Annotated in this window: 12 protein-coding genes; 2 read left to right on the top strand and 10 right to left on the bottom strand. The window is 52.7% G+C overall.

What is annotated here, in order from left to right; genetic code table 11:
* Positions 1–237: 237 nt before the first annotated feature.
* The 5 genes from rpoC to ACLUYS_RS05190 all read right to left on the bottom strand — a co-directional run bounded on the left by rpoC (position 238) and on the right by ACLUYS_RS05190 (position 12680).
* Positions 238–4179 carry a DNA-directed RNA polymerase subunit beta' gene (rpoC, locus tag ACLUYS_RS05210; protein WP_412659306.1) on the bottom strand — a complete coding sequence of 1314 codons (3942 nt, stop codon included), beginning with the start codon at positions 4177–4179 and terminating at the stop codon, positions 238–240.
* The gene (locus ACLUYS_RS05205) at positions 4170–8423 is read right to left on the bottom strand and encodes a DNA-directed RNA polymerase subunit beta (RefSeq protein ID WP_412659305.1); all 4254 of its coding nucleotides are present in this window, start codon (positions 8421–8423) and stop codon (positions 4170–4172) included. The genes rpoC and ACLUYS_RS05205 overlap by 10 nt, the downstream gene beginning before the upstream one ends.
* A 521-nt stretch (positions 8424–8944) precedes the next feature.
* Positions 8945–10594 (bottom strand): TrkH family potassium uptake protein, encoded by a 1650-nt coding sequence (locus ACLUYS_RS05200; RefSeq protein WP_412659304.1) that lies wholly within the window; start codon positions 10592–10594, stop codon positions 8945–8947.
* A complete protein-coding gene (trkA, locus tag ACLUYS_RS05195; RefSeq protein ID WP_412659303.1) occupies positions 10591–11964 on the bottom strand; it encodes a Trk system potassium transporter TrkA in 1374 nt (457 codons plus the stop codon). Before trkA ends, ACLUYS_RS05200 begins: the two co-directional genes overlap by 4 nt.
* A 146-nt stretch (positions 11965–12110) precedes the next feature.
* Positions 12111–12680, bottom strand: coding sequence for a DUF3783 domain-containing protein (locus ACLUYS_RS05190; RefSeq protein ID WP_230267827.1), 570 nt, complete (start codon positions 12678–12680; stop codon positions 12111–12113).
* A 485-nt stretch (positions 12681–13165) separates the two neighbouring features.
* Here ACLUYS_RS05190 and ACLUYS_RS05185 point away from each other — a divergent pair, with 485 nt between their 5' ends.
* On the top strand, positions 13166–13885 hold the full coding sequence (locus ACLUYS_RS05185; RefSeq protein ID WP_412659302.1) for a hypothetical protein: 720 nt from the start codon (positions 13166–13168) through the stop codon (positions 13883–13885).
* Between the two features lie 271 nt (positions 13886–14156).
* Positions 14157–14645: an SMI1/KNR4 family protein gene (locus ACLUYS_RS05180; protein ID WP_288338994.1), complete on the top strand. Its 489-nt coding sequence runs from the start codon at positions 14157–14159 to the stop codon at positions 14643–14645.
* Between the two features lie 229 nt (positions 14646–14874).
* Here ACLUYS_RS05180 and ACLUYS_RS05175 read toward each other — a convergent pair whose 3' ends face one another.
* The 5 genes from ACLUYS_RS05175 to ACLUYS_RS05155 all read right to left on the bottom strand — a co-directional run.
* The gene (locus tag ACLUYS_RS05175) at positions 14875–16170 is read right to left on the bottom strand and encodes an alpha-amylase family glycosyl hydrolase (RefSeq protein ID WP_288338995.1); all 1296 of its coding nucleotides are present in this window, start codon (positions 16168–16170) and stop codon (positions 14875–14877) included.
* A gap of 194 nt (positions 16171–16364) precedes the next feature.
* Entirely contained in the window at positions 16365–17015 is a 651-nt protein-coding gene (locus ACLUYS_RS05170; protein WP_230267823.1) for a CBS and ACT domain-containing protein, read from the bottom strand.
* A gap of 20 nt (positions 17016–17035) precedes the next feature.
* The gene (locus ACLUYS_RS05165; RefSeq protein ID WP_230267833.1) at positions 17036–17749 is read right to left on the bottom strand and encodes an ABC transporter ATP-binding protein; all 714 of its coding nucleotides are present in this window, start codon (positions 17747–17749) and stop codon (positions 17036–17038) included.
* Between the two features lie 8 nt (positions 17750–17757).
* Positions 17758–18537: an ABC transporter ATP-binding protein gene (locus ACLUYS_RS05160; protein WP_230267822.1), complete on the bottom strand. Its 780-nt coding sequence runs from the start codon at positions 18535–18537 to the stop codon at positions 17758–17760.
* Positions 18537–19048, bottom strand: a 512-nt coding sequence (locus ACLUYS_RS05155; protein ID WP_412659301.1) for a branched-chain amino acid ABC transporter permease, incomplete at its 5' end; no start/stop codon positions are given. The genes ACLUYS_RS05160 and ACLUYS_RS05155, both read right to left, overlap by 1 nt.

Raw genomic sequence — 19048 nt, 5'->3', positions numbered from 1 at the left:
AATTATCCCAAGGAGGCGGTCGAGAAAATACCCGTCTTTTATTTGACGCTTACAGAGCATTTTTTGAAAACGCCCGCAGTGCCTGAGGCATTTGGGCAGCCAAAAACATGTGCACAGTATAAAAGGCCTGACTGTTCGAAAACAGCCAGGCCTTTCTTGTTTTGTTTTATTTTCGGAATTCTTCATACAAATCTGATGATTTCATGGAGAATTCAAGACAACACGATACAGACTGCCTTACTTGGAGCCCTTAATATCGAGATGATCAATGGCATCCGCAAAGCTTTCCGGGTCGTTGAGGATGGAATAGTTTTCCGGGATTGGAAGATCTTCCGCTACAGGTTCTGGCAGAGCGGCATCCTTAGTTTCCGCAGTGCCCATCGCCGATTTGGCGAAGCTGTCGAACTGGCTGTCGGTCGTCTTCCTAACCTGACGTTCGAGACGGCGCTTGCGCAGTTTTTCCGCCATGGCACGGACTTCACGGTTCTGCGGACGGTCGCCGGTGCAGCCGGTTCCGGCAGGAATCAGCTTACCGATGATGACGTTTTCCTTCAGGCCGACGAGGTGATCGACTTTACCCTTGATGGTGGCATCGGTCAGTACTTTAGTCGTTTCCTGGAAGGAAGCCGCAGACAGGAAGGAGTCGGTTTCTACCGAAGCCTTCGAAATACCGAGCAGAACCGGCTTGAATTCGGCTGGGATCTTGTTCTGGTGCAGGTAGTCGCGATTGATGCGGGTGATGTTGTTCAGAGAGAGCTGAACACCGGTATTCAGATCGGTGTCGCCCGGATTGACAACGATAACTTTACGCATCATCTGGCGAATCATGACTTCCAGATGCTTGTCGGCAATTTCGATACCCTGCGACTGGTAAACCTTCTTAACCTCTTTCAGGATGTAGTTCTGAACTTCGGTTACGCCGGCAACCGCAAGCAGTTCCTTCGGGTCAAGCGGACCTTCGGTCAGAGGCTGACCGGCCACGATTTTCTGGCCGACCGCAACCCATGGACGAAGAGTCTGGTTTGCGTTGATCTTATGGGATACTTCTTCTTTTTCGGACTTGATGATAACTTCCTGACGCAGCGAGTTTTCGATACGTTTGATGGAAGTGATTTCACCGGTCACTTTGGCAATTACGGCAACGCCTTTCGGGTGACGCGCTTCGAACAGCTCTTCTACACGCGGAAGACCCTGGGTGATATCGCCGCCGTCACCGCCGGCAACACCGCCGGTATGGAACGTACGCATGGTCAGCTGGGTACCTGGTTCACCGATGGACTGCGCAGCCATGGTTCCTACGGCTTCGCCGACTTCAACGTCTTTACCGGTTGCCATATTCTTGCCGTAGCACTTGCGGCAGATGCCGTTTGTGGTCTTGCAGGAGAACGGCGAACGGATGGTTACTTCCTTAACGCCGGCATCGACGATCTTCTGCGCGAGATCTTCGGTTATGTACGTATCGGCTGGAACGATGACTTCACCCGTTTCCGGGTTCAGAACATCCTGCTGGCTGTAACGGCCAACCAGACGATCGTACAGGGATTCGATAACCGTGTTGTTCTTGCGGTCGATCAGTTCGCTGACTTTGAAGCCGCGGTCGGTTCCGCAGTCGTCTTCCTTAATGATGACATCCTGCGCAACGTCGACCAGACGACGGGTCAGGTAACCCGATTCAGCTGTCTTCAGCGCGGTATCGGTCAGACCTTTACGTACGCCGTGGGTGGAAATGAAGAACTCGGATACGTTCAGACCTTCACGGAAGCAGGAATAAATAGGTACCTCGATGATGGATGGAACGTATTCGCCGGCTCTGGATTTGCCTTTCGCCGGGCGGGCCATCAGACCGCGCATGCCGGCGAGCTGGGTAAAGTTCGAAGTATTACCACGGGCACCGGAAGTCGCCATCATGTTGATTGGGTTTTTACGCGGCAGGTTGCTCATCAGCTCGTCTACGATATCGTTCTTGACGTTATCCCAGAGCTTGTTGAGGTGACGCTCCCATTCCTGCATGGTGAGCAGACCTTTCTGCTGGTAGTGCTTGAGTTCGTCGGCTTTTTCACGGCCTTCATCGACGTGCTGTTCCTTGTTCGGAGCAACTTCGATGTCGGACAGCGCAACCGTAATGCCGGCAACGGTGGAGTATTTGAATCCGAGAGACTTGATCTGGTCAAGAATATCGGCAACATCATCCACTTTGTAGCGCTTGAAGACTTCGGCGATGACTTTTCCGAGGTCTTTTTTCTTAACGGCTTCCGCAAGCGGGAGTTCACGGATGAATTCCTTCACGTCTTCACCCGGTTTGATGAAGTAGCGTTCCGGAGTCGCCTGGAAGTTTTCGGCGGAAACTTCGTTCAGGAACGGGAAGTCTTCCGGGAACATGCCGTTGAAGATGATTTTTCCGACGGTTGTCGCCAGATAGTCATTGGCGTGTTCGGGAGCGAACGAAGTTTTGTTCAGGCCGGATACAGGCACAGCGATACGGGAGTGCAGGTGAACCTGGCCGGTCTTGTAGGCGAGCATGACTTCGTCCACATCGGCGTAAACGGTACCTTCTGCATTCGCATAGCGGTCCCAGGCTTCGGCTTCTTTTTCGATGCCGGCTGCACGGTAGCGGTCGGCTTCTTCATGAAGTTCTTCGCTGGTTTCTTCCATCGTCAGATAGAAGTTGCCCATGACCATGTCCTGGCCAGGCGTAACGATAGGCTTGCCGTCTTTTGGACCCAGAATGTTATGGCTGCCAAGCATCATAACGAGGGCTTCGGCACGTGCTTCTTCACTCAGCGGTACGTGAATCGCCATCTGGTCGCCGTCAAAGTCGGCGTTGAACGCAGTACATACCAGCGGGTGCAGACGCATGGCGCGTCCTTCAACCAGTTTTGGAAGGAAGGCCTGGATACCCAGACGGTGCAGCGTAGGCGCACGGTTGAGCAGTACAGGATAGCCTTCGATAACTTTTTCAACGATCGGCCAGATTCTTTCGTCACGGGCTTCGATCAGTTTTTCAGCCTGTTTCGGGTTGTTGATGCCAGGGATGGCGCCGGAAGCGGTGATTTCGTTAATAACGAACGGCTTGAACAGGTTGATCGCCATTTCACGCGGAATACCGCACTGGTACATTTTCAGGTCCGGTCCTACCGCGATTACGGAACGTCCGGAGAAGTCTACACGCTTGCCGAGCAGGTTCTGACGGAAACGTCCCTGTTTACCTTTCAGGGAGTGAGACAGCGATTTCAGCGCACGGTTGCCGGCACCGGTGATCGCCTTGGAACGGCGTCCGTTATCGATCAGAGCATCGACAGCTTCCTGCAGCATACGCTTTTCGTTCTGCACGATGATGTTCGGCGTACCGAGATCGAGCAGACGTTTCAGACGGTTGTTACGGGTGATGACGCGGCGGTACAGGTCATTCAGGTCACTGGTCGCGAAGCGGCCGCCGTCCAGCTGCAGCATAGGACGCAGATCAGGCGGAATAACCGGGATGTTCTGAAGAATCATCCATTCCGGCTTGTTGTTGGAATGACGGAACGCGTTGATGGTATCCAGGCGCTTGATCAGTTTCTTGCGCTTTTCACTGCCGTCGGCCGCATCTTCGAGCTGCGAAGTCACTTTCGTGTACTCAGCTTCGAGATCGACATTCTGCAGCAGTTCCAGAACGGCTTCCGCACCGGTCTTGGCCTTGAATCCGCCAGGTCCGTACTGTGCGAGCTTTTCACGGTATTCCTTTTCAGCGAGAACCTGCTTGTAGGACAGGTCGCTGTCCATTGGATCGGTAACGATATAGCTGACGAAGTATACAACTTCTTCAAGCTGCTTCGGTGTCAGATCCAGAAGCAGGGCCATGCGGGAAGGAATTCCGCGCAGATACCAGATGTGTGCGACCGGAGCGGCCAGATGAATGTGGCCCATCCTCTCGCGGCGGACTTTGGACTGCGTGATTTCAACGCCGCAGCGTTCGCAGACCATTCCGTTGTAGTGACGGACTTTTTTATATTTGCCGCAGAAGCATTCGTAGTCCTTGGTCGGGCCGAAAATGCGTTCGCAGAACAGGCCGTCACGTTCTGCTTTCTGCGAGCGGTAGTTGATCGTTTCAGGTTTGGTTACTTCACCGTGGGACCATTTTTCAATGGTTTCCGGAGAAGCAAGCTGTACCTGAATCGAGGAAAAATTGTTTACTGACATTCGAGAAGTTCGCCCTCCAGTTCTTTGGTTTCATCTTCCTCCTGGTCGAGCTCGCTCTGGACATCTTCTGTATCGTCGCCTGCGTAGGTCGTGCCTTCGAGCGCTTGGGCTACAGCATCCGGATCGAGATCGTTTTCAAGAGGGGAATCGCTGACTTCTGCATCGGCTTTGCCGTCATCGACAATTTCAGCATCCTGAATGATGTCGATTTTTGCATTGTCATCTTCCACGTATTTCTGACCAGGTTTCGCGCTCGAAGCGTTCAGAGAAACTTCGTTGCCGTCGTCATCGAACAGTTTGACGTCGATGGCAAGACCCTGAAGTTCGTTGATCAGTACGCGGAAGGATTCCGGAACGCCAGGTTCCGGGATATCCTGGCCCTTGGTGATGGCTTCGTACGTCTGGATACGGCCGGTGATGTCGTCGGATTTGATGGTCAGGATTTCCTGCAGCGTATGGCTGGCGCCATAAGCTTCAAGAGCCCATACCTCCATCTCACCGAAACGCTGGCCGCCGTTCTGTGCTTTACCGCCAAGAGGCTGCTGGGTGATGGTGGAATACGGACCGGTGGCACGGGCATGCAGCTTGTCGTCAACCATGTGGGCAAGCTTGATCATGTACATGACGCCGACCGAGATACGTTCATCAAAGGGGAGACCCGTCTGACCGTCGTACAGAACCTGTTTTCCATCGAAAGTCATCTGGGCTTCTTTCATGACATCCGCCAGATCTTCGTTGGAAAGACCGTCAAATACGGACGTCGCAAATTTCTGGTTCAGTTTCTTGGCGGCATAGCCGAGGTGAATCTCAAGAATCTGACCGATGTTCATACGGGAAGGTACGCCGAACGGGTTCAGGATGATGTCGATTGGACGGCCGTCCTGCATGAACGGCATGTCTTCGATCGGCAGGATCTTGGAAATAACACCCTTGTTACCGTGACGGCCGGACATTTTGTCGCCTTCGGAAATCTTACGTTTCTGAGCAATGTAGACCTTGACGCGCTTGATAACTCCAGGCGGCAGATCCACGCCTTCTTCTCCTCGTTTGAACACCTTGGTGGAATGCACGATGCCGGCACCGCCGTGCGGTACTTTCAGGGAGTTGTCGCGCACTTCGCGGGACTTCTCGCCGAAGATCGCCAGGAGCAGCTTTTCTTCCGGAGAAGATTCAGACTGGCCTTTCGGGGTTACCTTTCCGACAAGGATATCGTTTTCGTGCACTTCGCTGCCGACCATGATGACGCCGTTTTCGTCCAGCTTCTTAATGGCGGCTTCGGATACGCTTGGAATGTCGCGGGTGATTTCTTCCGGTCCAAGCTTGGTTTCGCGGCAGTCGATATCGTATTCCTCAAGATGGATGGACGTGTAGACATCGTCGCTGACCATTCTCTCGGACATGATGATGGCATCCTCATAGTTGTAGCCGTACCAGGTCATGTACGCGATCGTTACGTTCTGACCCAGAGCCAGCTCGCCGTTTTCCATGGACGGTCCATCGGCAAGGATGTCGCCTTTTTCGACTTCTTCACCGACTTTGACAATCGGTTTCTGGTTAATGCAGGTCGATGCGTTGGAACGGCTGAACTTGCGCAGGTGATACGTATGTTCCACGCCGTTTGTATCGGTGTTTACGATTCGCAGGGAGTCGACATACGTAATTACGCCGTCTTCCTTGGCGATGATGCCGACGCCGGAGTCTTTGGCAATCTTGTATTCGATACCGGTTCCGACGTACGGGGAATGCGGAGAAAGCAGAGGGACGGCCTGACGCTGCATGTTCGCACCCATCAGGGCTCGGGATGCGTCATCGTTTTCGAGGAACGGTACGCAGGCGGTCGCTACCGAAACGATCTGTTTTGGGGATACGTCGGCGAGTTCGACATCGGCGCGGTCGGCGATAATCGTTTCGCCGCCTTTACGGGCTACGACACGGTCGTGAATCAGACGGCCGTCGCGCACTTCGTTCGCCTGAGCGATAACGTAATCCGCTTCTTCATCCGCGGACAGATAACGCGCTTCTTCCGAAACGGTTCCATCCTTGTTTACAACACGGTACGGAGTCTGAATGAAGCCGTACTCGTTGATTTTTGCATAGGTAGTGAGGTTGGAAATCAGACCGATGTTCGGACCTTCAGGGGTCTCAATCGGGCAGATTCGGCCATAGTGAGACGAGTGAACGTCTCGAACTTCGAAGCCGGCACGATCACGGGTCAGACCGCCTGGGCCCAGCGCGGAAATACGGCGCTTGTTGGTCAGCTCAGCCAGCGGGTTCTGCTGGTCCATGAACTGCGACAGCTGCGAGGAAGAGAAAAATTCCTTAATGGCAGCGGTCAGCGGGCGGACGTTGGTCAGCTTCTTCGGGGTAATGCTCTTGGCTTCCTGAATCGACATTCTTTCCTTAACCACGCGTTCCATACGGGAAAGACCGATACGGAACTGGTTCTGGATGAGTTCGCCGACGGAACGGATACGACGGTTGCCGAGCATATCGATGTCGTCGGTTTCGCCGATGCCTTCCATAACGCTCAGGTTGTAGTCGAAGAAGGCATAAATATCCGGAATGGTGATCGTGTGTATCTGAGCAAACGGGTCGTTGCCGATAATGTGACGGCGAACGCCGTTCTTGTCTTCAATGTCGAATTCCTGTACGGCGGCACCGATCAGCCAGGCGGTGACGGTTTCGTCGTTCATGCGGGTCTTCAGATCGAAGACGGCGGCATCGCTTAAGCGTTCTGGGGTAACGCCGATTTCATAGCGGCCGGCAATGAGGTCGAGATCGGAGTTGACGAGATCCTGACCTTTTGCGTTGGTCAGACGGCCGAGAGTGTACAGACGCTGACCGTAGTTGAGAACCGGATCAAAGTTTTCTTCACTCAGGATAACGGGTCTGGCGATCAGACCGGCGTAAATCCTGACGTCCTTGCCGTGCTCAACGATTTTAGCGACGTCTTCTTCAGAAAGAACCTGTCCGCGTTCGAACAGCTCTTCGTCGATGGTGATGTCTTCGGCCAGGACACGGCCGATGAGACCGGTCCGGTAGCTGGCCGGAATGGTCACGATGTCCGCTTCAAGGAATTCCGGCTTGAAGGGGAACGGGTTCATGTAGGTACCCTTGGCGAGTTCTTCACGCAGACGGTTGCGGATATCGCGGGTCACATGGGTGCCTTTGGGGTAAACGACGTCTCCGTTAACATCCAGGATGTCCTGGGCGAGGGTGTTGTTCATCGTACGGGAGACGGCGGAAAGTTTCTTGCCGAGTTTGTAGCGTCCGGCTTTGGTCAGATCGTAGCGGCGCGGATCGAACAGCTTGTTCTGCATCAGCGTGATGGATCCGTCCAGAGTCGGGATTTCGTCGGAGCGCTGGTTGCCGTAGAAGGAAAGCAGCGCTTCTTCAGTGGTCATGACTTTGTCAGCCAGGAGGGTGTTTTCGATTTCTTCCGACTTGCCGAAGAAACCGTTGAACAGCATCAGATACTGATCCATGTATTCACGATGGGTTTCATCCTGAATCGGATCCTTAGCCTGCTTGTCGATCGCCTTCATGAAGGTATCGAGTGCAGTCGTATCCTGGGTGTCGTCTCCTTTTTCCAGGGAGAAGGACATGCCCAGTGCTTTAAAGAAGATGGTAGACAGCATTTTGCGGCTGCTGTCGATCGATGTCATAATGGCTCGTCCGTTGGTGTTCTTCTTCTGCTCCGTCATGAACTCGAGCCAGGTTCCCCGGCTCGGGATGAGTTCACTGGCGTAGTTCTGTTTTCCAGTTTTGCTGTCAAAGCTTTCGGAAAAATAGGCGCCTGGAGAACGAACGATCTGGCTGACGATGACACGCTCCGCTCCATTGATAATGAAGGTACCGGTTTCAGTCATCATCGGGAAATCGCCAAGGAAGACTTTTTCCTGCTTGGTGATGACTTCTCCGTTCTCATTGACAATTTCAAGTTCCATGTCAACATCTAAGCGTGAAGCGTAGTTGCACTCACGCTCCATGGCTTTCTGTGCGGAACATTTTGGAGGTTCGAAGTGGAAGCCTTTGTATTTAAGTTTGATATTTCTGCCGTGGTTCTCGATCGGGAAGATTTCTTCGAATACTTCCTGGATTCCGTATTTTTTGAACCATTCAAACGAGTTGGTCTGAATTTCTACGAGGTTTGGAAGTTCGAGCTTGCCGGATACTTTGGAATAGTCCCGACGGAATGCTTTTTTTCCTTCCGGAACGATTTGGTATGGTTTATTGCTGTCCATGCGCACGATCCTTTCTTCTGAATTTCAAAAACAGTCAAAAACCCTCGGTTTATTGACTATTTAGCAATTTACTATAATATTATTAGCTTGCCAGCCTGTCAATCGATTGTTCTTTTTTATTCTGAAAATTCTTGCATTCTGGCAGTTTTAATGCTAATACCAGTCGAAACCCCTCCTTTTTTGAGCGCACGCGCCCCCTTAGCGGCCCCTGAAATCGTCCGCTTTTCTTACTTTTTTCGTATTTTCGCACTGTTGCGAATCTGTACTTCCCTTTATTCTGAAGGTCCATACCCGAAAAATCGAACAGAGCGCCCGCAAAACGCCCGACTTTTCCAAAGGATCTGCCAATCCTGAACACTTAAGACGCAGACAGTCCAGGAGCGATTTCCAAGCGAAATCGCTCCTGGACTGTTTTTTCTTTGCGTAAATTTCATTGTGCGAAAAATCTGTACTTTTCCGCTCCGTTTTTCTAAGCCGTCCTTACAGCCAGAAAGAAACCATTTTTCCGTTCTGGCCCGTACTCATTCCAGCGAGGTCTGGGTCAGCAGGCGCAGGCGCTTTGGCCTCTGTTTTCGTGCAAGCGCCGGACTCGGTTCGAAATCCGGATCTTTCGGTTTTCGCCGGGGCTCCGGTTTTGGACGCAGCCTTTTTTCGGAGCTGGACGGTTCGCGCTGAAAGCCCTGGTTTTTCGCGCGTGAGGACTGTGTGCGAATGCGGCGGGTCAGCTTGATCGTGCCTTCCCACATCTGCGGGATGAGCAGCAGAAGCAGCGGAATGAGTTCAAGACGCCCGGCCAGCATCGCAAAGCTCAGGACATACTTGGAAAAATCCGAGAACGCGCCAAAATTGCCCATCGGACCGACTTCGCCTAGACCCGGACCGATATTGTTGAGCGTAGCGGCTACCGCGGTGAAACTGGTCACGAGATCCTTGCCGTCGAGCGTTACAAGAACGAGGCACACGACAAACGTCACCAGATAAATGGCGATGAACACGTTGATGGAACGAACCGTTTCGTGCGGGATCGGCTTGCCATCCATTTTGACCTTGCGCACCAGGCCGGGATGCAGAAGCATCTGCAGTTCCTTTTTAATGCCCTTGAACATGACGTTAATGCGGGAGACCTTAATGCCGCCGCCCGTCGATCCGGCGCAGGCGCCGATGAACATGATCAGAACGACGAGCGTTTTCGCAAACGAGGTCCACTGGTTGAAATCGACCGTGGCGTAGCCGGTCGTCGTAATGATCGACGAGACGGTAAAGAAGACGTGATGGAACGCTTCAAACAGATTTGGGAACATCCACCATACCGATGTCACGATGAGCAGCACGACCGCGAGGATGATCGCCAGATACGTCAGAACTTCTTCCATGGAAACGGCCGCTTTGAATTTTTTCCGGACAATCAGGAAATAAAAGCTGAAGTTGATGCCAAACAGAACCATGAACACCGCGATAATTCCCTGCTGGAGCATCGTATAGTCCGCAAATCCGCTGCTGCGCACACTGAAGCCGCCCGTTCCGGCCGTTCCCATCGTCAGGGTGATCGAATCGAACAGCGGCATGCCCGCAAGCAGAAGCAAAACGATCTGTACGATCGTCATCGTCAGATAAATGGTGTACAGATACTTGGCTGTCTGCCGGACTTTCGGCACCAGCTTGGAAACCGAGGGACCCGGCGATTCGGCAACCATCAGGTTCATGAACGTGCTGCTCGTCGAAGGCAGAATGGCCAGCACAAAGACGAGAACGCCCATGCCGCCGATCCAGTGCGTAAACGAACGCCAGAAGCGGCTGCCGCAGGACATCGCGTCGATATCGCTTAAAATGCTCGATCCCGTGGTGGTAAACCCGGAGACCGTTTCAAAAAACGCGTCCGCAAACCGGGGAATCTCGCCCGAGATCATGAAGGGCAGACAGCCCAGAACGGAAATCACGACCCAGGAAAGGGCGGTTGCCGCCATGGCTTCCTTCGGCCGTATGCGCATGTGTTCCGGCTTTTTAAGCGTCAGGAAAAAGCCGACCGTCAGACACAGCAGGGCGCACAGAAAGAAAATGAGCGCGATGGAATATTCGCTGTAGCACAGGGCGCAGACCATGGGCAGAAGCATGAAGCCCGCTTCAAACTTGCACACCTGTCCAAGTACGTAGGCAATGACAAACAGGTTCATAGGATTCTCTTCTTCCCTTCCAGAATGTCGTCCACATCCGTAAAGCCTTTACGGTTGGTAATGACCACGACCAGGTCGCCGGGCAAAATGACATCGTTTCCGAGCGGCAGAATGAGCATGCCCTTTCGCTCAATAAGCGCGATCAGCACCCCGCTTTTGAGCGCCAGACGCATCAGGGGCACGCCGATGACTTTCGATCCTTCCCGGATCTGGAATTCCAGCGCTTCCGCCTGATCGCTGGCCAGACGGTGCACCGTCCGGATATTGGAGCCCATGGAATTGGCCAGCGCACGCACGTGGCGAATGATGTATTCCGCGCTGAGCGTCTTCGGGTTGATGACCGTATCCAGTTCAAAGTCTTCAAACAGTTCATCCATATCAATATGAGTGACTTTCGTTACGGTTTTCAGATCCGCCTTGCGCTGGGCGAACAGGCTGAGAAAGACGTTCTGCTCATCCACGCCGGTCATGGCGATAAAGGCGTCCATTTCCTCCAGACCTTCTTCGAGCAGCACCTTCTGGCTCGAGGCGTCCGCGTGAATGACGACCGTATCCGGATACAGAACGGTCATGCGCTCGCAGGCGTCGAGATCCTTATCGATAATTGTCGTTTCAATGCCCGCACGTTCGAGCAGCTCGATCAGATAGTGAGACAGCTTGCCGGCACCGACCGCCATCACATGACGGATGCCGCCGACCGGAAGACCGGCGCTTGAAAAGAACTTGACGGACTGCGCGCGGGCACCGGCTATATACAGAAGATCGCGCGCGTGCAAAACAAAGTCGCCGTCCGGAATGTACGTTTCCTTGCCGCGCTGGCAGATGCAGACGAGCACTTCGGCGTGAATGTGGGAATGAATTTCCTTAACGCGCAAGCCGTCCAGACAGGATCCCGGCTGAATGCGCAGTTTCAGAATTTCGCCATGACCGCTCGTAAAGTCATCGACATTCATCGCGCCGGGAAGCGAGAGAACGCGTTCGATTTCCTTGGCGGCCAGCAGTTCCGGGTTGATGATCATTTCCAGGCCCAGCGCTTCCTTGAGATAGTCCATGGACGAGCTGTATTCCGGATTGCGAACGCGGGCAATCGTTTTGGAACAGCCGGCCCGTTTGGCGAGCAGACAGGAAAGAAGATTGACTTCATCCTGCGTCGTCACCGCGATAAACAGATCCGCGTCGGCCACATCGAGTTCCGCCAGCGTATCCGGATCCGCGGCGTTTCCGCTGAATCCCATGATGTCGAATTTGGACGTCGCCTTGCGCACCTGCTCCGGCTTTGTATCCACAACTGTCAGGTCATGCCCTTCCGCCGAAAGTTCGCCAGTCAGGCACATTCCGACTTTTCCAAGACCTGCAATGATGATCTGCATAACAAGCTCCTTTACTTCGCCGTGCCTTCCTGCACTCAGGACGGTTTATTTCGCGATACAGATTTTGAAAGCATCCGCTTTCGCGGGCTTTCTTTGGAAATTCTTTGGTTTCCATTTCGTCGTTTTTAATCTCAGTCACGCATCCTCTATCTGGACGCGTCGAATTCCTTAAATTTATAAAGCATCCATTCCAGAGCAACCGGATCGATTTCTTCTTCCTTCTCCATGGACATGACCATGAAAATGAATTTCTGGTAGGTCGGATCTTTCTGCATGCGCAGCAGATCGATCGTGGAAAGCCGCTCTTTGAGCTCGCCGTACTTTCGCATGTAATCCGCTTCTGCTAACATTTCCTTTTTCAGGGCAGCCAGCGTCCAGTACAGATTGTTTTCGGTCGCTGTCGCACATTCAAACGGACCGATCTGCGCCTGATTCAGCTTGTCGTACAAAGTAAACACGGCATCGTGATCGAAACCGTCCAGATACAGAATCGTCAGCGCGTCCGAAGCAGCTTCGTCTGTGCTGGAATCGGCATGCGTGTCACTTGGCGCATCGACGCTGGTACAGGGGGACGCCTCGGCCGCCTGCAGCAGATCGCGCATCGTCTTTTCGTCGGATCCGTCCGGGATCCAGGAATACGAATGGTTTCCCAGAGCTTTGAGCAGAGCCTTCTGCTGCTTTTCATTCATCGTGCTGGCGCGTTCAATCAGGATCATAGAGGTTCCTCCCTGTTTCTATAGATGCCCTTTTCTGTTTTTTTCTTTTTCGACGGTTTAGCCGTCCGCATGGGCTGACGATTTATAGAGTACCTGCATAGATAGGATTTATAAACCGTGGCGGATCGATCGTCATTCAATCTGTATGGTTTGCTTTCAGACTATTGTATCGAAAACCGCAAAGCACTTTCGTCTCTGGCTTCGACAGATCCGTGAATCTGCCTGTATTTTTTTCGAATTTCTGAATATTCTGTTGTTGCGCCGGTTCCCTTTTCTGAAAACAATCCGGAAAAGACGAAAACCGGACAGTATATCCTTGATTTCTTATTTCTATTTTTATTTCTATTTCTTATTGCTGCTTTTCTGCATTTTGTCAGGCGGACATTCTTTGCCGCCTGTTTCCCGCCTTAAAATCCATCCGCTCTGCTCTTCCTTCTGGTCCGGGTCGAAGCAGACCGGTCCAATTTCTTTTGAAAGGAGAACGCATGCTCTCAAAACACGCATTTCGCACTGCAGCGCTCTGTACGCTGTTCGCCTTTTCTTCTCTGGCTGCCGGCTGTTCCAACAGCAATGCTGACCAGAAAAAGGAGGCTGTAAACCTGTTTTTCGAATCCTGGAACCGCCTTTGTGAAGCCGATTCGCTCAAAGCCCACGGGGATATGAATCTTCTGGGCGTCGATCTGGATTTCAACGCTGCGTATCAAAGCCAGCCGGCTGAACTGGCTTTTCTCGGAAAAGGCAGCGTGGCCGGACAGAGCGTGGACGCCGATTTTTATATTCGTGACGGTCACACGTATCTTAATTATGCCGGAACCAAATCGTCTTCTCTCGCCGCAAATCTCGGTATTAACGAAGAAGACGGTTTCCATATGCCCAACCCGTTTCTGGAACTTTCCCGCAGCGAGCGGGAAAACCTCTTCGAATCCGTAAAAGTGGAGGGCAATGAATACACCTTTGTGCTCAAACCTTCGGAAGTCGCCAAATTTCTGGATTCCTATGGCGCGGTCGACGTAGACAAAACCGTCCTTGAAGTCGAGATCGAAAACAAGACGATCAGGGAACTGTCGATCGACCTCAAGGGAACGTATGACATCGACGTGGCCAGCACGCCGCTTACCTTCCAGGCCGATATCGAAATCGATCAGGTCGGCGGAACCGTTCAAATCGACTTCCCTTCGGATCTCGCTTCCTGGCCCGTCCAGTAAAACCAGGACTCAGTTTTTCTATTTGCAGGCGGATGCTTTCGCCTGCTTTTTCTTTGGTCTGCCGTCGCGATCCGCTCTGACCGTTTGCGCGCGGTTTTGAGCTGGAAATGTAAATTGTTACATTCTATTCATTTTCTCCATGATGGTTTTGGATCTTTAGGCGGCCTTTGTTTATATTCTTTTTTCCCATTAAGGTTTGATAATTTCGCTCCGGCGACGAAATGAGAGGTCCCTATGGCGCCTATACTTGAGAAAAGGAGGTGTATACCTCATGTATTCATTCCTCACCCCCGGCCAGGACCCTTTACCTTTCTCGGAAGAAATGCTCCTGGAATTTGAAGACCGCTATAATCTGTGTCTTCCCGGCGCCCTCAAGGACTTCTACCGCACGTGCAACGGTATGAGTATGGTCCATACCCCTCTGGAGGTAGACGGCCATACGTATGTCGTCGATCATTTCATTCCTTTATTTACCGGAAATATGTCAGCCGATCATATTCTCGACTTGTACTCGATGGGCAATCTCATTCCCGATACGTATTTTCCGCTCGCTTTAAGCGATACGGACGATGACTTTTTCCTCGACACCAGTACGGGATCGATCGTTCTGCTGCCGCTGGAGAGGCCGTCCAAGAAGAAGGAAATCGCCAGCGATATCGAGTCCTTCTTTAAGATGCTTGAACAGGCGCAGTGCGCCGGCTCCAGCAGTGCGGATCAAGATCTCTCCAGACGCATCCGCAAAAAGCGGCGCAGATCGTAACCTTTTTCTGCGATCGAATGCATAACACACAAAGCCATAAGAAAACCGCCCGTCGGCGCAGCTGTCTGTATTTTCATACAGTCCCCTGCGGCCGACGAGCGTTTTTTTTGTTTCTTAACGTTTTATTCGGATGCGTATACGGATTGTGTGCAAAAGCGGGATTGCAGGACTTGTTTTCAGTGCGTTTCCCGTTTTCACGCTCTGCGATTTGCTTCTGCTTTTCCTCAGGTCAGTCTTTGACTTCGTCTTCCATCTGTACGAGAACCGGGAAATCCGCGGCTTTCATATGGTGATCGGCCACTTCAAAGTCGGTTCCGGTAAAGAGGTTGTACCATACGCCGTCTTTCAGGTTCGTCGAAATCAGAGCATCCGGCTCGGTTTTTGCGAGCAGGAAGGCACCCGCATAACCGTCCCGGCTGATGCGCAGAACAGGATGTGTTTCATCGATTTCATAGTCGATGACCGGCTGCGCCGAGAACAGCGTTTTGTGCAGATGCGCCAGCGTTCGAATCCAGTCTGCTGCCGCATCGTCTTCTTTCCATGCGATCGGATCGGCAGTAAAAATGTCCGGACGATGACTTGTTCGAATTTCCTGACCATGGTAAACGAGCGGCATGCCTTTGAGCGTAAACTGCAGCGCCGTCCAGTTTTTCCAGAGCGGCCAGTCCTTTACGTACTGACTGATCCGGTCGGTATCGTGGTTTTCCAGATAGCGCAGCTTGATGGCGTTTTGTGGAAGCTCGGCATCCTGACGGATCAGCGCGTCGACCCATTCTTCCATCGGCTTGCCGTCTTCAAAAATTTTCTCGCAGTACGGGAAGGCGTCGTAGTCATAGAGCACATCGAACGCTTCATACAGCGCCGAATCGCTTTCGCCGACGCGGCCATTGTCACGGCAGAACTTAATAAAGGGAAGATGACAGCTTTCCGCCAGCCAGAACAAATCCGGCTTTACTGTGTCGCAGGCCGCTCTGGCTTTTTTCCAGAAACTGGCCGGTACGCGGCTGGCGACATCGCAGCGAAAGCCGTCCACGATCGAAGCGTAATGCTTCAGAATTCGAATGAGTTCCTCCTGAAGCGCTTTGCTCGAAAAGTCGAGATCGACGATATCGCTCCATTCCCGGAACATCGGATACGGCTTGCCGTCTTCATCGCGGTAAAACCATTCGGGATGTTCCTGGACCATTTTCGAATCGGGCGAAGTGTGGTTGAAGACAATATCGAGAATGACTTTCATGCCTTTTTCATGCGCGCTCTGCACCAGATGTTTCAGATCCTCTTCCGTTCCCATTTTCGGATCGATTTTCCAGTAGTCGGCAATCGCGTAGGGACTTCCGTCCTCGCCTTTGCGCTCGACTTTACCCGTCGGGTGAATCGGCATGAGCCAGAGAATATCGGTTCCCAGATCGCGGATGCGGTCGAGATCTTCTTCGACTTTCGCAAAGGTTCCTTCTCTGGAATGGTTGCGTACGAATACGGAATAAATCATCTGCTTACTGAGATTTGGATTGGTGGATTCAGCCATAGTTTTCCTTCTTTCTTTGCGGTATTTTTCGGTTTCAGTATAGCGGCCGTATGCAGGGTTTGCCTTGCCTGCGCCTCATACCCGGCCGTCCTTTCAGGTCCCCAGAAGCGCATGCGTGAAAAAAGGACCGGATTTCTCCGGTCCCAGACTGCATAAATCGTATCGCTTCAATCGTATAAGGAAGAACTTCTGAATTACGCTTCGACTTCTTCGATGTCGAGTACGGTAAAGCCTTCCTTGGAAAACTGCTCAGTCATTCGTTTCTGATCGAACGGGCCCGTTGTCTTAACGAGCACTTCCGCGTTTTCCTGGCCGTGTTCGTACACGCTGATGGATGTTACCGAAATGTTGTTCTGCGCAAAAATGCGGCTGACTTTTTCGAGAACGCCTACGCCTTCGGGCAAGGACAGAATGATGCGGGTGCCTTTCTGTCCCCAGGAAAGCATGTCGAGGAACGCCTTGAAAATGTCGTTCTGGGTCAGAATGCCAGTCACCTGATCCTTGTCGTTCACGACCGGCAGGCAGCCGATGTCGTTTTTGAGCAGCTTTTCGGCCGCTTCTTCGAGCAGCGCGTTTTCGCCGATGGAAATCGGGTGCTTGATCATGACGGTGCGAACATCGGTTTTGGACAGCAGATAGTTGAGTTCGTAAATACTGAGGCTGGTCGCCTTGTTATTGGCGGCGATCATGCCTTCGGTAATCAGACCGATCAGATGATCGTTTTCATCGGTGACCGGAATGCGGTGAATCTTGTTGTAGCGCATCAGGTCGAGCGCGGCGGAAATCTTTTCGTCGCTGCCGACCGTGATGGGATTTTTCGTCATAAAGTTGTATACGCGAAACATAGTGGTCTCCTTTGCGCCGATCAGGACGCGCTTCCGCCCAGATAGGCGTTCTTGACGTCTTCAGACTGTGCCAGTTCGCTGGCCGGTCCCTGCAGGGAAATTTTCCCGGTTTCCAGTACATAGGCATAGTCCGCAATGGAAAGAGCCATGCGGGCGTTCTGTTCAACGAGCAGAATCGTCGTTCCCGTCTTCTGGATATCCTGAATAATATTGAAGATTTCCTTGACGAGAATCGGAGCCAGACCCATGGACGGCTCATCGAGCAGAAGCAGCTGCGGTCTGGCCATCAGGGCGCGGCCCATGGCGAGCATCTGCTGTTCGCCGCCGGAAAGCGTCGACGCATCCTGGTTTTTACGTTTTTCGAGAATCGGGAAGCGTTCGTAGACTTTCTGCAGATCTTCGGCGATGCCCTTCTTGTCCTTGCGCAGATAGGCGCCCATCATCAGGTTTTCATACACGCTCAGACCCGGGAAGACGTGGCGGCCTTCCGGAACCTGCACCAGTCCGTTGGACACGATATGGCGCGGTTTGGCTTTGTAAATGGACTCATCCTTGAAGATGACATCGCCTTCGCTCTTTTTCACGATGCCGGAAATGGCCTGCAGAAGCGAAGTCTTGCCGGCGCCGTTGGAGCCGATCAGCGTAACGATCTGTCCGGGTTCAACGGAAATGGAAACGCCTTTAAGCGCTTCGATTACGCCATAGTGAACATGGAGATTTTTAACTTCGAGCAAAGCCATGCTTACACCTCCTCGCCCAGGTACGCCTTGATGACGAATTCGTTGTTCTTGATTTCATCCGGCGTTCCGGACGCGATCAGCTGGCCGTAGTTCAGAACGAAGATGCGTTCGCACAGGTTCATGACCAGGGACATGTCGTGCTCGATCAGAATGATGGTGAGCTTGTACTTGTCGCGCAGATGATGAATCAGCTGGGTAAGCTCTTCGGTTTCCTGCGGGTTCATGCCGGCTGCCGGTTCATCCAGAAAGAGGATGCTTGGCTGGGTTGCCAGCGCCCGGGCGATTTCCAGGCGGCGCTGTTCGCCGTACGGCAGGTTCGTCGCCTTGTCGTAGCGCTTTTTGTACAGACCGACTTCCTGCAGATATTCGCAGGCTTTTTCTTCGATCCAGCGTTCCGCGTTGTAATAGCGGGACGTACGGAGCAGACCGTTGAATACGCCGTAGCCGGCGTTCTTGTGCATGGCGAGCTTGACGTTTTCCAGAACGGTCATGCTTTTGAACAGACGAATGTTCTGGAACGTCCGCGCCATGCCAAGTGCGGTGATCTTGTACGGCTTCATGCCGCCGATCTGCTGCTTCTTGCCGTCGACATTGAGTTCAATCAGACCTTCGGACGGTTCATACACGCCGGTCAGCAAGTTGAACAGCGTGGTCTTGCCGGCACCGTTCGGTCCGATCAGACCGATCAGTTCGCCGGGGTAGATTTCCATGTTGATGCCGGAAACCGCAGCCAGACCGCCGAAGTTTTTGGAAAGGCCGGTAATTTTTAATACGGAGTCCATCACGCTTCCTCCTTTTTCAGTTTACGCTTTTTCAGGAAACGCTCGATGGAAAGTTCCCAGGAGCCAAGGATGCCCTGCGGACGGAAGATCATCATCAGAACCAGAGCGGCGCCGTAAATGATCATGCGCAGGTCGGTGAACTGCTGCAGCCACATGTTGAGGATGCCGATCGCGATGGCCGCGATAACGGAAGCGGACATGCTGCCCATGCCGCCGAAGACGACCATAACCAGAATGTCGATCGATTTGTTGAAGGTAAACTGGTTCGGGTTCAGTACATAGAAGTAGTTGGCGAACAGGCTGCCGGCCAGAGAAGCCAGAATGGCACCGATAATAAACGCCATGACTTTGTATTTCGTGGTGTTGATGCCCATGGCTTCGGCTGCGATTTCGTCATCGTTGATGGCGATGCAGGCACGGCCCTGGGTCGAGCGGACGAAGTTTGTGCAGACGATAATCGAAAGCACAACCGCGAAAAACAGGATCGGCCAGGTGGTCAGTTTGGGGATGC

The organism is Allobaculum sp. (assembly GCF_047010065.1).
In the GTDB taxonomy this organism is placed as follows: Bacteria; Bacillota_I; Bacilli_A; order Erysipelotrichales; family Erysipelotrichaceae; genus Allobaculum; species Allobaculum fili.
The sequence above is the reverse complement of the archived record's forward strand: the minus strand, read 5'-3'. Positions and strand labels throughout refer to the sequence as shown.